The following is a 19565-nucleotide window of genomic DNA, read 5'->3' on the forward strand; positions in this document are numbered from 1 at the left end:
GGCGCGGACGATATGCACGGCTGTGGATTTAATCCTTCGCTTCATCCTCGGTTGGGGTATCGTCACCGAACGCGGCTTCATGCGGACCCTTTGGCTGGTTATCATCGGAAAACAATTCCTCAAGGAAGGTGTCGAGTTCGGCCTCAATATCTTCTTGCTCGGCCGCAAAAAACGATTCGGGATCATCAAGCGCTTTGCTGCTTGGCAACAGATCGGGATGTGCCCACAGAGCGTCCCGGCCCGCAATCCCCTTCTCAGCCTCGGCCCGCTGCCAAAACGCCGCGGCCTCGCGCTGACGCTGCGCCGCCAGCTCCACGCCGAGCTGCGCCTCCCACACGGCTTTCGCTGGATTGTCCGTCGCATACCTACGGGTGAACAATTCACGCATGGGTACGGCATTTGGTAGATGTGCCAAAACCGCGCGTGCCGAGACCTCAGCCACCCAGCCCTCGATGAGCGAAAGCAGATGTTGGAGGCGTTCGACTGAGTCTTCCTGTTCCTGTGAAAGTTCGAGAATGAAAATATTAGACATGTCGATTTCCGGCATGGCACCAGGATTCATCGGATCGATAGCCATTCCCTGCACCTGCTCCTCAATCGAATCCATGTTGATTTCAATGCCGGAAGCTATCTGTGCGATCGTGTCCAATACTCGGGGCCGCAGCCAGGGAACCGCTGTGTAAAGTCGTACGGCAGCCGCCTCTTGAACGGCAATGTACAGCAGGATCTCTTCCTTGGGAACGTCCAGCCCAGCTGCAAACTCAGAAACGTTCGAGGGAACAAGAATCGCGGAAGAACCTTCGAGCAAAGGCACGCCGGTGTCCGTTGAACCAAATGATTTCACCGCCAGCTCCGCGAGGGCGCCGCCGTATTGGACGCCCAAAACGGATGCGATCATTTTCGAAATGAAACCGGAAGGATCGCCGAACATCTGCGCCATTTGCGGTGGCATCTGCTGGGTCTGTTCGGAGAAGGCGTCGGTGAATGCACGCGAAACGTTAGCGCCAATGGGGTCAATAAGTTTGCGGAAAGTTCCCAGTGAATGTGCGATCCAATCGAGCCTGTTTAAAGCCATATTCGGCCCCTTGGCCGGATTGAACTCGCAGGCGGCATCAAGCCACAGCGAGGCGGTACGCATCGCGGAGCGGGTCTCTTCGGCTTTTTCCGCTGTCAGCTTGTCCGCATGAGCGCGCGTCACCGTTTCTCTGGCGACCCGTTCGGCCAGCTGCCAGTTAACGGGTCCTTCCCCCGATGACCCGAGCATTGACTGTATCTGCTGAGTCACCATGGTGATATTAGCCGGATTGAACAGCTGCGCCATTGCTGGATCTTGACCTTCTGATTTCAGTTGCTCAATGATCTGCTCGGCGCCGTCCTCGCCAAAAACAGCGCGTAACATTTCCTCCCAGTTGTGGTCGGGCTCGCCCCGACCGTTATGATCACTGGTGCTCATACATTTCCTCCTCGGCTGTCCTCCCACATTAGTTGGCAAGGTCCAGCCAGACAATGCGGAATGGTGCGCCGGGCGCGAAAATGAGCTTTGACACGAAAACACCGGCATGGCCCAGGTAGCGGGCCATCGGGGGCTCGGCACCGGGCCCAATAGGAAGGGGAAGCATGCGCAAGGTTGGGCGTCCATCACGAATGTGGATTGCGGGCGCAATCTACGCACTGATGCTCCTTGTCGGGATTGCGATCCCTACGGCCTACATTGTGCAAAGCCCGGGCCCAGTTCTTGACGTCACGGGAGAGATTGATGGGGAAGAAATCCTGGAAATCTCGGGACTGCCGACGTCGGAGTCCGAAACTGACTTCCTGATGACGACGGTAACGGCGACTGGCAACGCTGACCACGGCGTACCCGGCGTTGTTGCCGCAAGCGCGGTATTTTCGCGAAATCTCCAGCTCGTTCCCGTCCGTGCACTGTACCCGCGGGAGGTTACGTCAGCTGAAATACGCGAACGCAATCTGAGCCTCATGGACTTCTCTCAAGACACGGCAGCGGCTGTCGCTTTTGAAACCGCCGGACTGGACGTGGCGATGACGCTCAGCATCGCACGAGTGCCAGACGAATCACCGGCCGCCGGAAAACTTCAAGAAGGTGACGTGCTCAAGGCAATCTCATCGGCTGCGGACGGAACCAACGGGGTTGAATTTGTGCCGATTGAGACTTTCAAGGACCTTTCGGGCGTCCTCGATGCCACACCTGAGGGCACCGAGGTGAGTCTGAAAATCGAACGGGAGGGCCAAGAAAAAACGGTGAGCGTCGTAACTGAAGGCTTCGAACCGGATGTCACCGGTTGGGTCCATCCAGGATCGAAACTCGGAGTTTTTGTGCAGGTGACGGACGTGGAGCTACCTGCCGAGGTCGAATACGTAGTTGACAATATTGGGGGCCCTTCGGCGGGAATGATCTTCGCGCTCACGATTTACGACGCCGTCACCGAGGGCTCACTTGGAGGTGACTCGACCATCGCGGGCACCGGAGCGATCGCCTGGGATGGCGAAATTGACTCGATAGGCGGAATTCGCCATAAGATCAACGCGGCTGCAGACGCCGGCGCCACCGACTTTATTGCGCCAGCTCCCAACTGCCCGGAAACGGCCGGATTCGAACCCGACGGGCTCAATATCTGGGCCGTGCGTACAATCGATGAGGCGATCGACGTCGTCGAATCAATCGAAACGGGGGATACCTCGGGGCTAACGCCGTGTTCGGCGATCGAACTCGTCGAACCGCTCGGCACCAACTAGGACTTTACGAGTTACTCAGCCTGCCAGGCGTCCTCGGCGAATCCAAGGCGCAGCCCTTCTACAATTCCGGGAACGAGGTTCTCGCCCGAAAGCACCTTCAGCGGATCGTCAAAATCTTTCATCCGAATCACGCACCACGATTCACCGCTACGAAGCACCGAGACTACGATTCGCACGTCCTGCCTGTCTGGATGATCAGCAATTGCGGCTTCGGCCTCCTGCGGGTCTTTCGGGAGCTTCGTCTCAGCTCCCGGAGGCAGAACAATTCGCTCAACGGAAAGTGAAGCGCCATCGACATTGTCCGGCCACACGATCCGTGTGACCAGTTCTTCAATGCTGTCCACCTCCGGCACACCCTCCTGTTCGATGGAGAACAAGGTGGTCGCATCGTTGATTGCGTCGGCCTGCACGTCGGCGGGTAGTTCACCGGCAAGCTCGGGGTGGAGCTCAAGCGCCTTTTGGGCATACGCTAGCGCAAACAGCCTGATGGGAGCATCCCAACCGCCGGTAGCTACGTGGCGCTCAATCTCCAGCGTGGACTTTTCGAGGGAGCGGAGCATGGGAGTCTTAGTTTTATCGGTCACGTACTAATTGTGACATATCAGCTTTGTTTCTCGTCGGCCGGTCACTCGGTCGGTGAACCGCATGGCAAAAGGGAGGACTTTTGTTATACGGTTTTGGGAGTTGTCAACAGTGCGCGGTAGGCCTCGCCGAATAGGCGAGCGCGAAATGAGGTTTAATTTGACCAGTCAAACGGCACCAACAGGTCGGCCCGATTCTGAGCGATCACCGCTAAGTGGAGCATTCGTGCCCACGTTGCTGGTGTTGGGCGTGCTCGTATTCGGAATTGTTGTTTTCGCAAAGTTTTGGACGGAACTTAAATGGTTCGAGCAAATCGGATCTGTTCGAGTGTTTTGGACCCAATACGGAGCTGCAATCGGGCTTGGGGCAATTGGATTTCTCATCGTTGCCGGGGTCGTCGCGTTAAATTTGCGGATTGCACTTGGCAAAGCGAAGCCGAAGGACCAAGGAAACGTGATCAATCTCGACTCCCAGGTCGTTGATTACCGCGAGACTTTACTGTCGAAGAAATGGCTAACATACGGCGTCATTCCCGCCGTTGTGGCCCTCTTGTTCGGCACTGGCCTATCGGGAAGCTGGCGCACCTTCCTTCTGTGGTTCAACGGATCCTCCTTCGGCTCAGCCGATCCGGAATACGGCCTAGATATCTCCTTCTACGTATTCGCACTCCCGGCGATCCACGCCATTATGAGCTTCTTGGTGACCTTGCTCGTGCTGTCGGTCCTTTCGGCCGGCATCGCATACTGGCTGACTGGCGACATGGGGATTAACCAGTCCGGTTTCAAAATTTCTAAAAAAGCTCAGCGTCACTTTGGCATCTTGTTGGCTATTGGCGCGCTACTCGTTGCAGTAAATTATTGGCTAGCTCGATACGATCTGCTGCTTGGCAATCAGCAGCGGTTCTCGGGAGCTAGTTACACCGACATCAACGCATCCAAACCCGGTTTGACGATCTTAGCGATCGTCGTCGCCATCGTTGCAGGGCTCTTCATCCTCGCGGCGCTTCGGCAAATGTGGAAACCCGCCGTCGTCGGTATCGCGTCGACCATCGCCGCCGCGCTGGTCGTCAGCTGGCTGTACCCGGCGCTTATGCAAAACTTTCAAGTTAACCCGAATGCGGCCGAACTGGAATCTACTTATATCCAGCGAAATATTGACGCCACACTCGAGGCCTACGACATGGCTCACGTGAAGACCATGCAATACGACGCGCGTACCGACGTCGAACCCGGCCAGTTGCGCAAAGATTCGGAAACCGCCGCACAGATCCGCTTGCTCGATCCGAACATCGTGGATCCGTCGTTTAATCAGCTCCAGCAAAACAGACAGTACTACCAATTCCTCGAGCCCCTCACGGTGGATCGTTACGAGATTGATGGTAAGACTCGCGATACGGTGATTGCGATACGCGAACTTAACCTCGATGGTTTGGACGCCGAACGGCGCTCGTGGGTCAACGACCACACCGTTTACACCCACGGTTTCGGCGTGGCAGCAGCCTACGGAAACACTATTACCGACCGCGGTGACCCGAAGTTCTGGGAGGCCGGAATTCCATCCGTTGGCGAGATGGGTGAATACGAACCGCGCGTATACTTCGGGCAGCAAAGCCCCGCTTACTCGATCGTCGGAGCCCCGGAGGGGTCAGACCCATGGGAGCTCGACTATCCCGACGACGCCGCTCCAAACGGCCAAGTCATGAACACCTATGAAGGTGACGGCGGACCGTCTGTTGGCAATGCCTTCGAACGCCTCATGTTCGCGATCCGGATGGGCTCGACCGAACTTTTCTTCTCCGATCGTGTAACGAGCGAATCACAGATCCTATTCGATAGGGATCCACATCTGCGCGTACGCAAAGTGGCGCCGTATTTGACGCTCGACACGAAGGCAGTTCCTGCGGCGATCGACATGGATGGCGATCCGGACACGCCCAAGGAATTGGTGTGGATTATCGACGGTTACACCACCTCGAACAACTATCCGTACTCTGCCCGGGAGACCCTGGTTGAAGCGACGACGGACGCGACCACCATCGGTATGACGGGCGTGAATCGCCCCGATGAAATCAACTACATCCGCAACTCGGTGAAGGCCGTCGTTAATGCGTATGACGGCTCGGTCACCCTGTACCAGTGGGATGCTGACGATCCAATTATTAACGCGTGGAAGTCGATCTTCCCCGGTCAGATCACCCCGCTGGAAGAAATGCCGGGCGATCTGGTAGCGCACGTGCGTTACCCCGAGGATCTGTTTAAGGTCCAGCGCACCTTGCTTTCGCGCTACCACGTGACCGATGCCAAGTCTTTCTACTCCGGTGGCGATTTCTGGCAGGTGCCACTTGAGCCAACGCTTCCGGCAGGGCCTTCAACACCGAAGCAACCCCCGTACTACTTGACGTTGAAGATGCCGGGCGAGGAAGAAACCAATTTCTCGCTGACCACGTCCTACATTCCCGGTGGCACCACCAACCGCAACGTGATGACCGGCTTCTTGGCCGCATCGGGCGATGCCGGGAACGAAGACGGTGTGAAGGCCGAGTCGTATGGCAGGCTGAACCTGCTTGAACTGCCGCGAGATTTGACAGTTCCAGGGCCCGGGCAGGCAGAAAATACGATGCTCACGAACCCGAAGGTTTCGACCGATCTGAACCTGTTGCGGCAGGGTGGAACCGAGATTATTGAAGGTAACCTGCTTTCCCTTCCAATCGGACAGGGCTTGCTGTACGTTCAGCCGATTTACGTTCAGGCCACTTCCGGTACGCAGTATCCGACGCTCCAGTATGTGCTGACGCTGTTTGGTGACAACGTCGGTTTTGCACCAACCTTGGACGAATCACTCGATCAGGTCTTCGGCGGTGACTCCGGTGTTAAAGCCGGCGATGCCGACGTCGTTGGTGAAAAGGAAGCGCCGGTAGAAGGTGGCGAGATTGATCCCACGTTAGCCGATCCGAACGCCGTGCCTACCGAAGACCCTGCGCCTACACCGACCACTAAACCGACTACCGAGCCGAGCACGCCAGCTCCGGCCGCGCCTGGCACGGCCCGGGATCGCCTAGATACGGCGCTGCTCGATGCCAAGACTGCGATCGAGGATTCGAACGCAGCGATGAAATCTGGCGACTGGGCAGCTTACGGCGAGGCCCAGGAGGCGCTATCCGATGCGATTGAGCGTGCGATTGCGGCTCAGGAGGAGATCGACGGCTAGCGCTTGGCGCCACCACACCACCTGCGCTTGGCACAACCCCTCGCAGGTGGAGATTATTTCAAGTGCGATGACCCGCCTTGAGCTGTATCTCGAGTATTGGTATTACTTCTCGCCACGCTTGAATATTGGCTTTTGCCCAAAGCGCTGACGTAACTGGTCGAGAGATTCGGCCGATGAGTCGCGCAAGCGAGCCCACCGCGTCGTTGTTTTTTCGTCGACGGGTGCCGGATGTGCGCGTTCGCGATCGCGGGCCGCTTCCTCTTCGGCGATTTCCTCTTCGATGATGCGTTCGGCTGCCGTGACTGCTTCGTCCATGTGGTCGAAGAAACGATCGTGTCCGCCCATGGCGACGCCAAGTCCAAGCCGATCGGTGAGAGCTTCGTGGGTGGTGCGCAAGCCGACGAGCAGGACATTGTTGTCTGCTCGCCGAAGCGCGGTGACGATGTCCGTGAGCGCCTTGGCGCCGGTTGCGTCCATGACGCCCACGCGAGAAAGCCGAATGATGACCACGCGTACGTTATCGAGCCGGGTGATTTCTTCTTCAATACGGTCCGCAACACCGAAGAACATGGACCCATCAATACGTAAAACGCGGATCTTGTTGTTCTGGGTTGGATATTCGCGATGAACTCCCGAATGGTTCGCAAAGTGACGCAGCATGAGCGTGCCCGCTACGAGCAGTCCGATTGCGATTGCCCAGATGAGGTCGAAGACTAGGGTGATGATCACGGTGAGAATGAATACGACGGCGTCGGAGCGCGTTGAGCGCATAATCTGTTTGATCGCGCGCACCGGGACCATGCGTGCCGAAGTAACGAATAGGATTCCCGCCAGCGCGGCGAGCGGAATTTGGCCGACCACGTCTGACAGGGAGTAGACGACGACGAGAAGTAGCAGCGAATGGATAATTGGGGACAACCGCGAGCGGCCTCCCGAACGAATATTGACGGCGGTGCGAACGATGGCTCCCGTTGCTGGCATGCCGCCGAAAATGCCGGCGGCAAAGTTTGCGGCACCTTGCCCGAAGAGTTCACGATCGGGATGGTAAGTACCGCCTTCAACCATGCCGGAAGCAACGCGCGCGGACAGGAGCGATTCAATGCCGGCGAGGAAGGCCACAGATACGGCTCCGGGCAGTAAAGCGACGAAAAGATCGGGTGAGACTTCGGGTAGGACGGGTGCGGGGAGCGAGTCTGGGATTTCGCCGATGAGGGGGACATTCGTATTCGTTGTAATCACGACGACGGAGACGATGGCTAGCGCGACGAGGGAGCCTGGGAACGATGGGTGTATTTTGTCGAAACCAAGGATCAGGACGACCGTCGCTATCGCTATCGCGAGCGGGATGAATGCTTCTGGATAGGGGGCCTCTGCGATTGCGCGGATTCCGGCAACAAGGGTGTTTCCGCCGGTTTCCGCTTCAACGCCCAGAGCGTTTGGAACTTGCTGCAAGAATAAAATGCATGCGATGCCCAGAGTAAAACCTTCGATCACCGGCCAGGGAATGAGCGAAATAATGCGGCCGAGGCCAAGGATTGCGCCACCGAAAAGAATGATGGCAGCCATGATCGACAGTGTGGGTACAGCGACGATGCCGTGCTCGGCCACGAGCGGTGCGAGAATGACCACCATCGCGCCGGTTGGGCCGGAGATTTGAAAGCGTGAGCCGCCAAATATTGCCCCAACGATTCCGGCGACTATTGCGGTGATGAGGCCGGCTGCAGCGCCGACTCCTGATGCTACGCCGAAGGCGAGAGCTAGGGGAAGGGCGACGATTCCGGTGGTGATCCCCGCGAGAATGTCACCTTTCCAGTGTTTCTGAATTTCCTCGAGGTCACTTTTCTGGGGCAAAAGAGAGGTCAAGTGCGATAGTGCGTTCACAGTATCCATTTCTCTAGGAGCGGCTACCATTTAACATAGCAAAACGAGCGTGGGATGTCTGTGACTCATTCTAGAACCCGTACAAAAGCCATCGTGAGAAAGCGCACCGCGAAAATTCTTGAAGATCTTTGGGCTGCGGCCTAAGGTAGTAAATGCCGACGCGGGGTGGAGCAGTTCGGTAGCTCGCCGGGCTCATAACCCGGAGGTCGTAGGTTCAAATCCTGCCCCCGCCACTAGTAACGAGGCCCAGATGAAAATCCGGGCCTCGTTTTTTTGCAAGAACGGAAGCAACTAAGACCAGTAGACTATGCGGCATGGATCTTTCTTCGAGCCTTGTGCCGATCATTTTTGGGTGGGACCTCGGCGATTATGCGATGGCGCGCCTGATTCACGAGAATTCGGGGGTTCGGCCACGGCTCTACAGCCAGATCAACCGCGGTTTCATTGACGATTCGAAGATCCTCGACCTGCATATCACGCAGCCGCGGGGCATTTCGGAGCCGGCCAAGTTCGAGGAACTCCTCGCTGAGATCGCCAAGGAATTTCCAACAGATCGCGTTGTTCCGCTGGCTAATTCTGACGAGCACGTTCAGCAACTTGCCGAACTCCGGCCCAATCTGCCGCAGTCTTGGCTGTTGCCGTACGCACCTGCCGAAGCTTTTGCGATCGCGGATTCCAAGACTCGATTAGCGGGCGTTGCCGATACACTCGGCCTGGCTACGCCGAAGCATGTGCTCGTTAACACAGGGGACCCAGCGGAAGCAGATTCCATGCTCGAGTCGCTCACCTTCCCCATCGTGCTCAAGCCCGACGAGCGTTCGGAGTTGAACTTTCACACGTCCCGCGGGCTTGCCAAAGTGAAGCCGTGTGCCACGCACCAGGAGGCCGTGGATGAAATCGCTCGGTTGCGTGATGCGGGAGTGTCCATCGGCCTGACCGCACAGGAACTTATTCCCGGTGACGACACGACGCAGTGGGTGGTCAACGGCTATATCGCGCGCAATGGTGCAGTCTCTGCGATCGGCTCCGGCAGGGTGCTGCTAGGTAACCACAATCCGGATCTGCTGGGTAACGCGGGCATTATTCACGTGATCCCAAATGACGATTTGATGGCCGATGCGCAGCGCCTCGTAACGGCCGTTGGGCTACGAGGATTCTTTTCAATCGACGTGAAAATCGATCCGCGAACGAACACCGCCTATTGGCTGGACCTCAACCCGCGCATAGGGCGCAATCACTATTACCTCAAGGTTGGGGGAGTGGATTTGTGGCAGGCGCTCATCGACGACGTCGCCGGAGTGCCGAGCTATCAGCGCATGGCACAGGAAGGTCTTTATCACGTGCTGCCGTTGCGAATGCTGAACAGTAAATATATTCGCGATCCGCAGCTACGCAAACACGTTCGAGGCTTGCGCCGAAATGCGGTTGATCCTTCGAAGTACGGTGCTGATCGCCATCCGCGACGCGCGCTTTTCCGGCGGATCAATTCCGAAAACATGGCGCGCAAGACTCGTGCGCATTATCCACGCGCCACGGATACGGGCTTTTAGATTGCGAGGCTCTTGTCTCGTAGAATCAGGAGAAAAGAAACGAGGGATTATGAAATTTGTGCGTCTACGAAATTCAACGTATGAGCGCTTTGCCGAGGGCGCGGAGCGTATGGCAATCCCTCAAATACCGGAATACGTTGCCACGCGCCGAGCCCAGGGCTATCAGGTTGAACTCGTTGGCGTTGTTGATGACGACCAGCTGGTAGCCGCGGCGGCCGTGCTTATGCAGCCGTGGCGGAAGATCTTCAAAAAAGCCAATCTGGTATTTGGCCCAACGTTCGCGCACTATTCGCCGCAGGCCGAGGAAACCTTCTATCGAGGGCTAGTTTCTTGGCTGAAGAGCACGCCGCGCGTTATTGCGTTGCGGCTTGCGCCGATGGTTGTACGAGCGCATTACGAGGACGTCGAACGCGGCCCTGAGACCGAGCATGCCGAGCGCTTAGATCAGTTGATTGCTGAACTTGGCGGCGAACTGCTGGATAAGGATTTCCGGGATTCAAGCGATATCCAAACTCGGTTTGTGTATATCAAGGATCTTGAGGGAATGGACTTGGCGCAGGTGACGAAATCTGTGGCGCAACAGGTGCGTACCGCGTTTAACCGGTGGGGCACGAACGGTGTCGAAGTTCGGTTTAACGAGCCCGGCGAGATCGGCGTGCTGGAAAATGTGCTCACACATACGGCCGAGCGTACTGATACGGATGCGCCCACCCAGTCCGAGATTTCTTATTATCAGGATTTGGCGGAACGCTTAGGGCCAGATCGTGCATTCTTTCCCGTCGCGGTTCTCCGGCCCGCGGAGTATCTTGAAAAGATTGCCGAGGAACGGCAGGAGATTGAGGCCAAGGTGGCCGGGTTTGCAGAGCGGGAAAGGGCGCTCGAAGCTGAAGGTAAAGCGCTTGGTAGGAAACAGCGCAACCAGTTGAAAGAATTGCAGGGGAGGCTTGAGGTTCTGGAGCGCCGCGAGAAGGAGACTGCGAAGGTGCACGCCGAACACGGCGATGAAGTGGTGCTTGCGGCGTCGTTCTTTATTCAAACACCAAATGAACTCACCTATTTAGTCTCCGGCGCTTACTCTCAGTTCAACGATTATTACGGAATCTACCTCATCCACCGGGCCATGCTCGACTGGGCTACCCGTAACGGTGTGCGCTGGTACAACTTCTTCGGCATGACCGGTGATTTCTCAGAAGATGCCTCCGACGCCGGCGTGGTCCACTTCAAACGCCAATTCAAGGGCGATACGGAGGAATACGTGGGCACTTACGAGGTGCCGATCAGGCCGATGCTTGCGAAAGTGGCTGGCGCAGTGGATTAGCGCTCACGGCTCGCGCCAATCGAGGCGCGAGCCGTATATGCGGCATATTTTTCTTCGTCCAAGGGCACATCGATATTGCCCAGCCAATACACGATATTCCCTGCCGTGAACTTCTTCTTGAAATGTGTAAGCGGATCATCGTCGTCGTCGGAAAGAATGCCGCCCATATCGTAGGCCTCGCAGCCGGCGTCGATTGCGTGGCAGATCTCCGCAAAATCAAGCTGGTAAGACTGGCTCAGATGCACCTCGCGAGTATCACCGCCGTAGAGCCCGTAAGCGGTTTTGCCGTGAATCACCATGAGCGAGGTCGCAATCGGCCGACCGTCATACACGGAAAAGCTCAGTCGGGTAGCGCAGGGGAATGCCTCGAAAATTCGTTGGAAATAACTCAGCGGTCGGGTAGTGATCCCGTGGTATTCGTTGGATTTGCAGATAATCTTGTAGAAAAGTTCGAGATCCCCGGCGGTACCCAAGTGGGTGCTTACCCCGAGCCGGCCCGCTTTGAGTATTTGTTTGCGCGTATTACGTGAGTAGTCGGTCAGCAGTTGCTCCGAATTGCGCCCGCGTATCTTGAGCACTGCGTTCATCAGTGGTTGGCTTGAGGAAAATGGATCTCGAGTCACGGTTAAACCCACGGCTAAATATCGAGCTTCAAGCTGTTCATCCAACTCGGCTGCAGGATCGGCCCGGAACAGGAAGCCGCCGTTCTCCCGGGCAAAATCAGCGGCTTCATTTACCAAAGCAGCTACAAGTTCAGCATTGCCCGGATCACAAATGGGCCCGCGGCACGCGTAAAACAACCGGCCGCCAATGTCGGCGTCGTTGATCGAAAGCACCTGCATTGCCGCGTCAATCTCACCGTCCGTTTTGTGGATGAAATAGTGGGCGTCCCAGTTGTTCTTAACGTGCGCCCAGCCGCGCGTTTGAAACAGGGTAGCAAAAGGCGAAGAGGCGGCAAAAGTGTCGTATTGCGCCAAGGATATAGCGTCGTCGGGAGCAATGTACATGCCATGATCGTAAACGCGGCCAAAGCGCTACAGAATCAGGCTTGGGTTGGATTTTGCGATAGTGCAAGGTCAACCGAAAGTCATACAATGAAAGTTCATATCTACGCCGCCGTCCGAGAAAGGCTCGCTGTCATCACAGGCATGTTCAGTAACCGTTATAAGCCTCGCCACGCGCTAAACTTATCCGACGTCGCGGCGGGGCAGTCCGCACCCGAGGCGGCGGTTTCGGGTGTTCAGAGCACGCCGAGCCCGGATTCCTTCGATCGGTCGAAGAAAAGTTCGGCCCGCGCCTCGCTTGTGATGTCGCTGGGCACGCTTACGTCGCGCCTGCTCGGCATGATTCGATCGCCAATGCTCATGGGGGCAGTGCTCGGGCTGAACTCGCTGGTTGGAAATTCCTTTGACATTGCGAACAAGCTTCCCACTTTGCTGTACATGATTATCGCGGGTGGGCTCGTCAACGCCGTCCTCGTGCCAGCAATCGTCAAGGCCAGCCGCAGCTCGAAAGACGCCGGCGCCGCATTTATCAACAAGCTCCTCACGCTGTCGATGGTTGCGCTGGGCACAATCACCGTGCTGCTCACCCTCGCATCGCCGCTGATCGTCAAGATTTACGCGGCCACTTTGGATGAACAGTGGTATCGGCTCACGGTTCTTTTTGCCCTGTGGTGCATGCCCCAGATTTTCTTTTACGGCATGTACACGATCTTCGGGCAGATCCTCAACGCTCGCGAAAACTTTGGCCCGTACATGTGGGCACCGGCGCTCAACAACGTGATCGCCATCGCCGGCCTAGCCATGATGCTGTGGATTTGGGGGCCTGCCGATGTGGCAACGGCCTCCGACGCGGCCACGTGGTTTTCGGTGCGCGGACACTTCTTAGCGGGCGTTCATACACTTGGAATTATTGCGCAAGCGGGGATTTTGCTGATTCCGCTGCGGCGGGTTGGGATTCGGTACAGGCCTGATTTTCAGTGGCGGGGCTCCGGGCTTGGCCAGGCGGGCCGTGCTTCGCTCTGGGTGCTTGCGACCATGGGCGTTGGTATGCTGCCCACGATTGTCCAGAGTAACGTTTCGGCGGGTGCCACGATGCACGCCGAACAAGCCGGAATGAATATTGAAGCGGTGGTCGGCAACCTCGGCTACTCAACTGCGTACACGATCTATTCGATTCCGACCTCGGTGATCACCGTTTCGATTGCTACGGCGCTGTTTACCAAGCTCGCCCAAGCGGCGGTTGCCAAAAATTATGCTCGCGTGCGCGCCGAGGCCTCGTATACGTTACGGGTGACTTCCGCGCTCATGTTCCTGTGTGCCGCTCTACTCGTGGTACTGGCCGTGCCCGTCACGCGCCTGCTCTCACCTGGCTCTGCGCCGGTTGAAATCACGTCGATCTCTCTTGTTGTTGCGGTTATGGCAGTTGGGCTTCCGGGCGTGAGTGCCGTGACCGTGCTTAACCGCGTCTACTACGCGCTCGAGGATACGCGTGCGGCCTTTTTCGTGGGGTTACCGTGGCAGATTTTCGGCCTGGTTGGCTTCGCGCTGTGCGGTTTCTTACCCCCGCAGTGGGTGGTATTCGGAGTGGGCGCAGTGATGGCTGCAAGCAACCTGTTGGCCGGCGTCGTCACCTATCTTCTGGTGCGACGCCGTCTGGCCGGCTTAGATTTCAACCGCATTTGGCGGTCCCATGCAGCGCTCGCGATTTCTGCTGGCGTCACCGGGCTTGTTGGGATTCTTATCATCCGACTTGTGGGGGCGCAGGCGTTGGCTACGTCGGTGCCCGGCTCGTTCCTTGCGGTGGCTTTGATCACGCCACTTTTGGCTGTCATTTATTTCGGCACCATGAAAGCGCTCCGGATGCCGGAGGCAGACGCAATCGCCAAGATGCTTGGGCAACTCGGGAGCAGATTCCGGCGCAGGGATTAAGTTCGCCGAGTAGCCTATTCGCCTAGAAGCTCGCCGACGACGCTCGAATCGGCGTCTTCAAGCATGGCCCGGCAACGTTCGTATTCGGCAGTTTCGCCGATGAGCCGCGCTGCGAGGGCCAGTGAGGCGATTGCATGCAACACGGCCCGGTTCGGTTCGTGGGAATATGGCACCGGGCCGGCGCCGCGCCACCCGTTTGCCCGCAGGCGATCCAGTGAACGGTGATATCCGGTACGGGCAAGTGCGTACGCGAGGATCTTCTCGTCGTCGCTCTTGGCATTATCGATGGCATTGAGTGCTCGCGGAGCCCACACCGACGGGCTTTCCGGGTGGGAAAATACGGTCTGGGACGCGCTGGGATCGAGGTCCGAGGCGGGGTCGGCAGGAAGAAGGATCGGATCTGGCGCAAAAAGGTTTCCTCTCATATGCTCATCCTACCTGTCAGCGGTTGGCGATCATTGGCGTGGCCTGATTTTCCGGTGTAACACCATCAGGCTCAGCGCAAGAAGGCGAGGAATGAGCCATACTCGGCGCCTAGGATCAGACCCGCCACAATTGCAACGGCAACTGATATTAATGCGATGGTTGATAAGGCAAACACCCGCCCAATCAAGCCGGAGAATTTGGGCCCGGGAAAGGTGGCAAGGCGGTCGGGAAGCCCAGCTTGACGTTCTTGCACGATGCTACCCGCGCCGATCAACGCCGTCGTAAATGCCATGGAAACGGCGATGATGACCGACATCGCCGTCGGATCGATCGAGTTGCCAGTGAACTGCTCGACGGGCCGGAAAACATGATCTCGACTACGGCGATCATAAAGATAGGCATGGTAACCGCGTAGAAAACCGATGCTGGCCGGCGTCGCCACTGCTTGAGCAACCGCCCGGCGTGTACGAATACCGTGCTAAGTGAATGAATGTGGACACTCATGCTTGCCTCCTGAAAGCGGCGAAAATCCACCAGCACTGACAGCAGACTGGCGATCAGCAATCCGCCAAGATGCTGAGGTTTGGCGCCGCAGAGCAAGGCTACAACGACAACCGATAGAACGGAGACGACGAAGCGATGGAGATCCGTGATCGTCCTTCCGCCGATTGCAACCCAAGCCGGAATTGGCATGGCCCGAATTCTGTCGATCAGGCCGTTTTCGACTTCGACGGCAAGGGCCGTACACGAGCCGCCGGCCGCGAACATGACCGCGTGGAACATGGCACCGGCAAGGAGGAAAAGTGCGTAGTCAAAGCCGGCGCTCTTTGCGGCGTTGCCAAATACGAGCCAGAAGGCAGCCATCATCATGGCGGGTATGACCAGCGCTAAGACCATGGAAGCGCTGTTGCGCACGAGCCGTCAATTGTTCCGGGTCACGGCGCCGCGCAAAGCATTGAGTAGTGTGCTGCTCATGCGGAACCGCCCGCACCGTCTGGTCGGAAAGCGGTTCCCTGCAAAACGATTTGGCCATCGCGTAGAACCCCGATGTTATCGGCCAGCCGCTCGGCTTCTTCAAGATACTGGGTGGTGAGCAAGATGGCCACCCCATGCTCGTGCAGTTCTTCAACCATCTTCCGCAGCTCGCGCCGGGAGAGGGGATCGAGCCCGGTTGTCGGTTCGTCGAGAAACAGAAGTTTGGGTTCGACGACGAGCGAGGCGGCGATATCGAGGCGCCTGCGCATGCCGCCCGAGTAGGTGGCTGCCCGCTGGTTACCGGCATCGGTGAGCCGGAATTGCCGGAGGAGCTGATCGGCTCGGGCGCTGGCCTGTTTGTGGCCGTATCCGTGGAGGCGATGTTGACGGTGGTGGTTTTTCCTGCCCCGTTTGCGCCGAGGAGCGCTACTGTTTGCCCGGAGTGGACCCGTAAGTTCAGGCCTTTAAGTACGTGTTGAGTGCTTTGCCCGCTGCCGAAAGATTTGTGGAGGTCGTGAATATCGACAACCACGCCATCGGGTGTTGGACCTGATTGTTCCTCGGCTATGTGCCGTCCTTACTAGTCGAGAATGAAGATCGTTTAATCGGCGCCCTAGCGTAGGTGAGGCTCACCTAAGACTTTGTGGGGTTGATGTAACACAAGGGCGGGCCTGGGGCATATTAACCATGCCCCAGGCCCGCTTCGCATAGCTTCTAGTTCAGATGTTTCTTCTCAATCCGTGCCAGCGTCACCGCGCCGATTGCGCGGAACGGATGGAGTGGATCGGGAGCTTCTGAACCGGTGGGTCCACCCAGCTCGGTGTGGGCGACTGCGGACATCAGCGTGTAAGCATCCTCATTGCTCAGACCCTTATCGGTTGTGAGAACGTCAAACAGTGATTCATAGGCCATGACGATCGAATCTTGCACCGGATTGCCGAGCCCGACAGCAATGATCTCATCGTCGGTTTCCACGCGCGGCGCGCGCAGACGGGCGAGTGAATCGTCATCGGCCGGTGCCTTCACAAGGTCAACGGAAACCGTCGCCTCACCCGCGGCTTCAATGGCGACGAACGAGGATTCACCCCGTGACATCACAGCGTGGAGATCGCCAATGTACAACAGTGCGCCTTCTACCTGAACTGGTAAATAGACCGTGGATCCAGGCGCGGCATCGGTCAGATCCATGTTGCCGCCCGTGGGATAGGACGGCATCACGGTAGACATCGTGACATCGGCAGCTGCCACTCCGATACAGCCAATCATCGGCTGGAGCGGCACGGAAATATCCTCAGTTACGTGTGCGACCTCTTCCGTGAGGTTGATCTTGCGGGTATACATTTGATCGCCCATGGGTTCGGCCAATGCGCCCGCTCCGGGGAGGTACACCGACCAGCCGGTATTGGACGGAAACTTAATATCGTGAATCGTCACGGCTAGGACGTCGCCGGGTTGCGCGCCTTCAACATAGACCGGCCCGGTGAGCGGGTTGAGAGTGGCCGTCACCTTTTCCATCGACCGGAATTCGTGCATCTGCGCGTAGGCTTCATCATCGGTTTCGAATGTGATTTTCTCGCCCGTGCCCGGTTCGATACGGAGTTTGGGCTCCCGATCCGCATGGAAACCATCGGTGCCATCAGCTTTGCTTAAGTAGTGTGCGTTAGTCATATATCCCTCCATAAACTACAGCTCTTCCACCGTATCCGATGGTGGGAATTTTGACACGGGGTGGAGCCTCGGCTTGGCTTTTGGCCTAACTCGTGCCATTTGTTGTGAGTTCGAGCGTTTTGAAGCACAGATTTGGCAAAATACGCCGATTTCTCACAACACATGGCTCGGTGTCCGAATTGCCAGACGTTCAGATAACTAGATAGGCGACGAAGATTGCCAGGTGTGCGGCGCCATGGCCGGCTCGCGCTCTTCCCGAGTTGAGAACGAAAAGACACAGTCCGATCGTTAAGCCTAAAAGCGCGAGCTCACTTGAGCCAGCGCCAAGCACAACCCTTTGGCCAGTTATCGCCGCGATCACGAGCACGGTGGGAACCGATAGGCCCAAAACTGCCACGAGTGCCCCGTGGGAAAGATTTGAAACCCGCTGGATTTCACCATTCCAGCCAGCCTTAACCGTGGTGAATGTTTCCGGTAATAGCACGATGATTGCAATGAGCAATCCGGCCAGCGCGGTGTCCGGCACGGCGGCATCAAGCAACGGGGAAATGGCGCGCGATAATAAGACGACCGGCACGAGGGTGAACACAAGCCACACGAAATCTCCACATGCCGGTTCGGTGCTTCGCTTATTCGGCTTAGGTTCGGAAAAATCAGCTGAATTAGGGCCCAGTTGCCGCCACATGAACAGTGCATATGCGCAGGCCAGAACAGTTGCTATGATCGCCGCCGACGCTCCCGCCACGGCGCCGTCGTCGTCAATAAGGAGCGGCACCGCAAACGTCAGGAAACACAGCAACGCGATCGCGACAAGATATCTGGCCACTCCCGACATCCGAAATCTCATGGGGCCGTGGCGCAACCCGCCAACGAGTATTGCACCACCCAGAATCAGATTGATGAGGAGCATGGCCGATGAAAAGGCGGTATCGCGAGCGATCGAGGAATGGTTACCGGGCCCAAGTAAGACGCTTACCACCATCGACACTTCAATCACGCCAATCGACACCGTCAAAATGATGGTGCCAAAGGGCTCTGCAAGCTTGCGGGAGAGCGCATCGGCTCGGCGCATGACGCCGAACGAGGCGTAGATGACGGCAGCGAGCAACCCGATGAGCGCCAGTAAATCCGCGGGTTTGAGTAAATGTGCAGCGAGTACGGCTAGCCAGCTAACAACGGCGGGCATTCTTACCTTTTCTAAGGGCCGTCCCTTCCTGGATGAAGCCGCGCCGGGCCGTCCCGGCGGGAGAGTGCTACCGAACGTTATAGCACGAAGGCACTTTGTTTGGTTAGTCCACCTGTTCGGTGAGCTTGTCAGCCTGATCGGGCTCACCCTTGTTGAGCTGATGTTCAACAGACAAGGTGGCTATGACCATTGCCGATCCCAGGACGAACCAGCCGAGCATGGCCGGCCAATCCGACGCGGGAGCGAGGAGGTTCGCATCGCCGTCTTGCCATGGCCATAGCGCACGCAACGAACCGAGCATGAGGCCAGCCATCGTCACCAGTGTGACTGTGCGGTGGTTTTCGAGAAGATAGTCAAGAGCGCGAATGAACAGCACGATTCCGGTGAGTGCTCCGGCTGCGAACACCGCCATAAAAGGCACGTCGCGCTCGGCGACGGCGGCCATGACCGGCTGGTACAGGCCGACTGCCAGCAGGAAGAACGATCCGGACACGCCGGGCAAAACCAGTGCGCACACCGCAATCGCTGCCGCACCGAAAACCACCAGCAATGAGGGATTTTCACGTGTGGCAGAGGTGATCCCGGTGCCGAAGAAAGTCAGTACGGCACCGACGGCGAAGAGGAGCCACACCCACGGGCGAGCTTTCACTTCTACGCGATCAACCATCGAAAACGGTACGTAGATTGATGTGGCGACCATGCCCAGGAACAGGGCTCTGGCAACGGGGGCATGATTGTCTACGAAGCTTGCCATCGTGCCGGCCATCGAGAAAATCGCAATGAGCATGCCGAAGAGAAGCCCGAAAATTAGAACCCATTCGACTTCTGCGAATTTCCGCTTGGAGCTTGCACGATCGCGAAAGATATTCTTGACGCCCCGGAGCAGGGACATGCCCGAGTCGATCAATCGTTCGTAGACGCCGACGACGAGCGCGATTGTTCCCCCGGAAATTCCAGGTACGAGCTCTGCCAGCCCGATGAGGAAGCCGCGAATGACGTGGAGTACCGAGTCTATGGCCCAGCAAGGTGCGGGCGCCTTGGTCTGATTATTCACGCCCATTACTTTACTGCACGCTCGACCTGAA

16 protein-coding genes, 1 tRNA gene and 2 pseudogenes are annotated in these 19565 nt (G+C 57.4%); 6 read left to right on the forward strand and 13 right to left on the reverse strand.

Annotation, left to right across the window (positions count from 1 at the left end):
* Nucleotides 1-28: 28 nt before the first annotated feature.
* Both J2S70_RS06870 and J2S70_RS06875 read right to left on the reverse strand, forming a co-directional pair.
* A complete protein-coding gene (locus J2S70_RS06870) occupies nucleotides 29-1453 on the reverse strand; it encodes a zinc-dependent metalloprotease (RefSeq protein WP_307682992.1) in 1425 nt (474 codons plus the stop codon).
* A gap of 28 nt (nucleotides 1454-1481) precedes the next feature.
* The gene (locus tag J2S70_RS06875) at nucleotides 1482-1619 is read right to left on the reverse strand and encodes a hypothetical protein (protein ID WP_307682993.1); all 138 of its coding nucleotides are present in this window, start codon (nucleotides 1617-1619) and stop codon (nucleotides 1482-1484) included.
* Here J2S70_RS06875 and J2S70_RS06880 point away from each other — a divergent pair.
* Nucleotides 1618-2754 carry a YlbL family protein gene (locus J2S70_RS06880; RefSeq protein ID WP_307682994.1) on the forward strand — a complete coding sequence of 379 codons (1137 nt, stop codon included), beginning with the start codon at nucleotides 1618-1620 and terminating at the stop codon, nucleotides 2752-2754. The genes J2S70_RS06875 and J2S70_RS06880 overlap by 2 nt on opposite strands.
* An 11-nt stretch (nucleotides 2755-2765) precedes the next feature.
* On the opposite strand, the gene J2S70_RS06885 is transcribed toward J2S70_RS06880, so the two are convergent.
* Complete coding sequence (locus tag J2S70_RS06885) at nucleotides 2766-3338, reverse strand: PPA1309 family protein (RefSeq protein WP_307682995.1); 573 nt, start codon at nucleotides 3336-3338, stop codon at nucleotides 2766-2768.
* Nucleotides 3339-3561: 223 nt separating this feature from the next.
* On the opposite strand from J2S70_RS06885, the gene J2S70_RS06890 reads away from it, so the two are divergent.
* Nucleotides 3562-6543, forward strand: coding sequence for a UPF0182 family membrane protein (locus tag J2S70_RS06890; protein ID WP_307682996.1), 2982 nt, complete (start codon nucleotides 3562-3564; stop codon nucleotides 6541-6543).
* Between the two features lie 102 nt (nucleotides 6544-6645).
* Here the strand turns inward: J2S70_RS06890 and J2S70_RS06895 are convergent, their stop codons facing one another.
* Entirely contained in the window at nucleotides 6646-8433 is a 1788-nt protein-coding gene (locus J2S70_RS06895; protein WP_307682997.1) for a SulP family inorganic anion transporter, read from the reverse strand.
* 150 nt (nucleotides 8434-8583) lie between these two features.
* Between J2S70_RS06895 and J2S70_RS06900 the strand changes: the two genes are divergently transcribed.
* The 3 genes from J2S70_RS06900 (at nucleotide 8584) to J2S70_RS06910 (ending at nucleotide 11292) form a co-directional block, all read left to right on the forward strand.
* Nucleotides 8584-8657 (forward strand) — tRNA-Met (locus tag J2S70_RS06900).
* Between the two features lie 81 nt (nucleotides 8658-8738).
* Complete coding sequence (locus tag J2S70_RS06905) at nucleotides 8739-9974, forward strand: carboxylate--amine ligase (protein ID WP_307682998.1); 1236 nt, start codon at nucleotides 8739-8741, stop codon at nucleotides 9972-9974.
* 49 nt (nucleotides 9975-10023) lie between these two features.
* Nucleotides 10024-11292, forward strand: coding sequence for a peptidoglycan bridge formation glycyltransferase FemA/FemB family protein (locus J2S70_RS06910; RefSeq protein ID WP_307682999.1), 1269 nt, complete (start codon nucleotides 10024-10026; stop codon nucleotides 11290-11292).
* On the opposite strand, the gene J2S70_RS06915 is transcribed toward J2S70_RS06910, so the two are convergent.
* Nucleotides 11289-12299 (reverse strand): lipid II:glycine glycyltransferase FemX, encoded by a 1011-nt coding sequence (locus J2S70_RS06915; protein WP_307683000.1) that lies wholly within the window; start codon nucleotides 12297-12299, stop codon nucleotides 11289-11291. The genes J2S70_RS06910 and J2S70_RS06915 overlap by 4 nt on opposite strands.
* Nucleotides 12300-12386: 87 nt before the next feature.
* Between J2S70_RS06915 and murJ the strand changes: the two genes are divergently transcribed.
* On the forward strand, nucleotides 12387-14225 hold the full coding sequence (gene murJ, locus J2S70_RS06920; RefSeq protein WP_307683001.1) for a murein biosynthesis integral membrane protein MurJ: 1839 nt from the start codon (nucleotides 12387-12389) through the stop codon (nucleotides 14223-14225).
* A gap of 14 nt (nucleotides 14226-14239) precedes the next feature.
* Here murJ and J2S70_RS06925 read toward each other — a convergent pair whose 3' ends face one another.
* The 8 genes and pseudogenes from J2S70_RS06925 to J2S70_RS06960 all read right to left on the reverse strand — a co-directional run bounded on the left by J2S70_RS06925 (nucleotide 14240) and on the right by J2S70_RS06960 (nucleotide 19534).
* Nucleotides 14240-14650: a DUF3151 domain-containing protein gene (locus J2S70_RS06925; RefSeq protein ID WP_307683002.1), complete on the reverse strand. Its 411-nt coding sequence runs from the start codon at nucleotides 14648-14650 to the stop codon at nucleotides 14240-14242.
* Between the two features lie 71 nt (nucleotides 14651-14721).
* A complete protein-coding gene (locus tag J2S70_RS06930; protein ID WP_307683003.1) occupies nucleotides 14722-14943 on the reverse strand; it encodes a hypothetical protein in 222 nt (73 codons plus the stop codon).
* Nucleotides 14922-15566 (reverse strand): ABC transporter permease, encoded by a 645-nt coding sequence (locus J2S70_RS06935; protein WP_307683004.1) that lies wholly within the window; start codon nucleotides 15564-15566, stop codon nucleotides 14922-14924. The genes J2S70_RS06930 and J2S70_RS06935 overlap by 22 nt, the downstream gene beginning before the upstream one ends.
* A gap of 56 nt (nucleotides 15567-15622) precedes the next feature.
* A pseudogene (locus J2S70_RS06940) lies at nucleotides 15623-15934 on the reverse strand (AAA family ATPase); the annotation flags it as partial.
* Between the two features lie 107 nt (nucleotides 15935-16041).
* Nucleotides 16042-16158, reverse strand: a pseudogene (locus tag J2S70_RS06945) (hypothetical protein); the annotation flags it as partial.
* 182 nt (nucleotides 16159-16340) lie between these two features.
* Nucleotides 16341-17294 (reverse strand): acetamidase/formamidase family protein, encoded by a 954-nt coding sequence (locus tag J2S70_RS06950; protein ID WP_307683005.1) that lies wholly within the window; start codon nucleotides 17292-17294, stop codon nucleotides 16341-16343.
* 190 nt (nucleotides 17295-17484) lie between these two features.
* Complete coding sequence (locus J2S70_RS06955; protein WP_307683006.1) at nucleotides 17485-18480, reverse strand: calcium:proton antiporter; 996 nt, start codon at nucleotides 18478-18480, stop codon at nucleotides 17485-17487.
* A gap of 103 nt (nucleotides 18481-18583) precedes the next feature.
* Entirely contained in the window at nucleotides 18584-19534 is a 951-nt protein-coding gene (locus J2S70_RS06960) for a DUF368 domain-containing protein (RefSeq protein WP_307683007.1), read from the reverse strand.
* Nucleotides 19535-19565: the final 31 nt, after the last annotated feature.

Source organism: Trueperella bonasi (genome assembly GCF_030811535.1).
Classification (GTDB): domain Bacteria; phylum Actinomycetota; class Actinomycetes; order Actinomycetales; family Actinomycetaceae; genus Trueperella; species Trueperella bonasi.

Excerpts from the sequence above, each read along its gene's own strand:
- J2S70_RS06895 (WP_307682997.1), bottom strand. The coding sequence starts at position 8,433 with ATGGATACTGTGAACGCACTATCGCACTTGACCTCTCTTTTGCCCCAG.
- murJ (WP_307683001.1), top strand. The coding sequence starts at position 12,387 with ATGAAAGTTCATATCTACGCCGCCGTCCGAGAAAGGCTCGCTGTCATC.
- J2S70_RS06955 (WP_307683006.1), bottom strand. The coding sequence starts at position 18,480 with ATGCCCGCCGTTGTTAGCTGGCTAGCCGTACTCGCTGCACATTTACTC.
- J2S70_RS06930 (WP_307683003.1), bottom strand. The coding sequence starts at position 14,943 with ATGGCATTTACGACGGCGTTGATCGGCGCGGGTAGCATCGTGCAAGAA.
- J2S70_RS06915 (WP_307683000.1), bottom strand. The coding sequence starts at position 12,299 with ATGTACATTGCTCCCGACGACGCTATATCCTTGGCGCAATACGACACT.
- J2S70_RS06905 (WP_307682998.1), top strand. The coding sequence starts at position 8,739 with ATGGATCTTTCTTCGAGCCTTGTGCCGATCATTTTTGGGTGGGACCTC.
- J2S70_RS06880 (WP_307682994.1), top strand. The coding sequence starts at position 1,618 with ATGCGCAAGGTTGGGCGTCCATCACGAATGTGGATTGCGGGCGCAATC.
- J2S70_RS06875 (WP_307682993.1), bottom strand. The coding sequence starts at position 1,619 with ATGCTTCCCCTTCCTATTGGGCCCGGTGCCGAGCCCCCGATGGCCCGC.
- J2S70_RS06950 (WP_307683005.1), bottom strand. The coding sequence starts at position 17,294 with ATGACTAACGCACACTACTTAAGCAAAGCTGATGGCACCGATGGTTTC.
- J2S70_RS06910 (WP_307682999.1), top strand. The coding sequence starts at position 10,024 with ATGAAATTTGTGCGTCTACGAAATTCAACGTATGAGCGCTTTGCCGAG.
- J2S70_RS06925 (WP_307683002.1), bottom strand. The coding sequence starts at position 14,650 with ATGAGAGGAAACCTTTTTGCGCCAGATCCGATCCTTCTTCCTGCCGAC.
- J2S70_RS06870 (WP_307682992.1), bottom strand. The coding sequence starts at position 1,453 with ATGAGCACCAGTGATCATAACGGTCGGGGCGAGCCCGACCACAACTGG.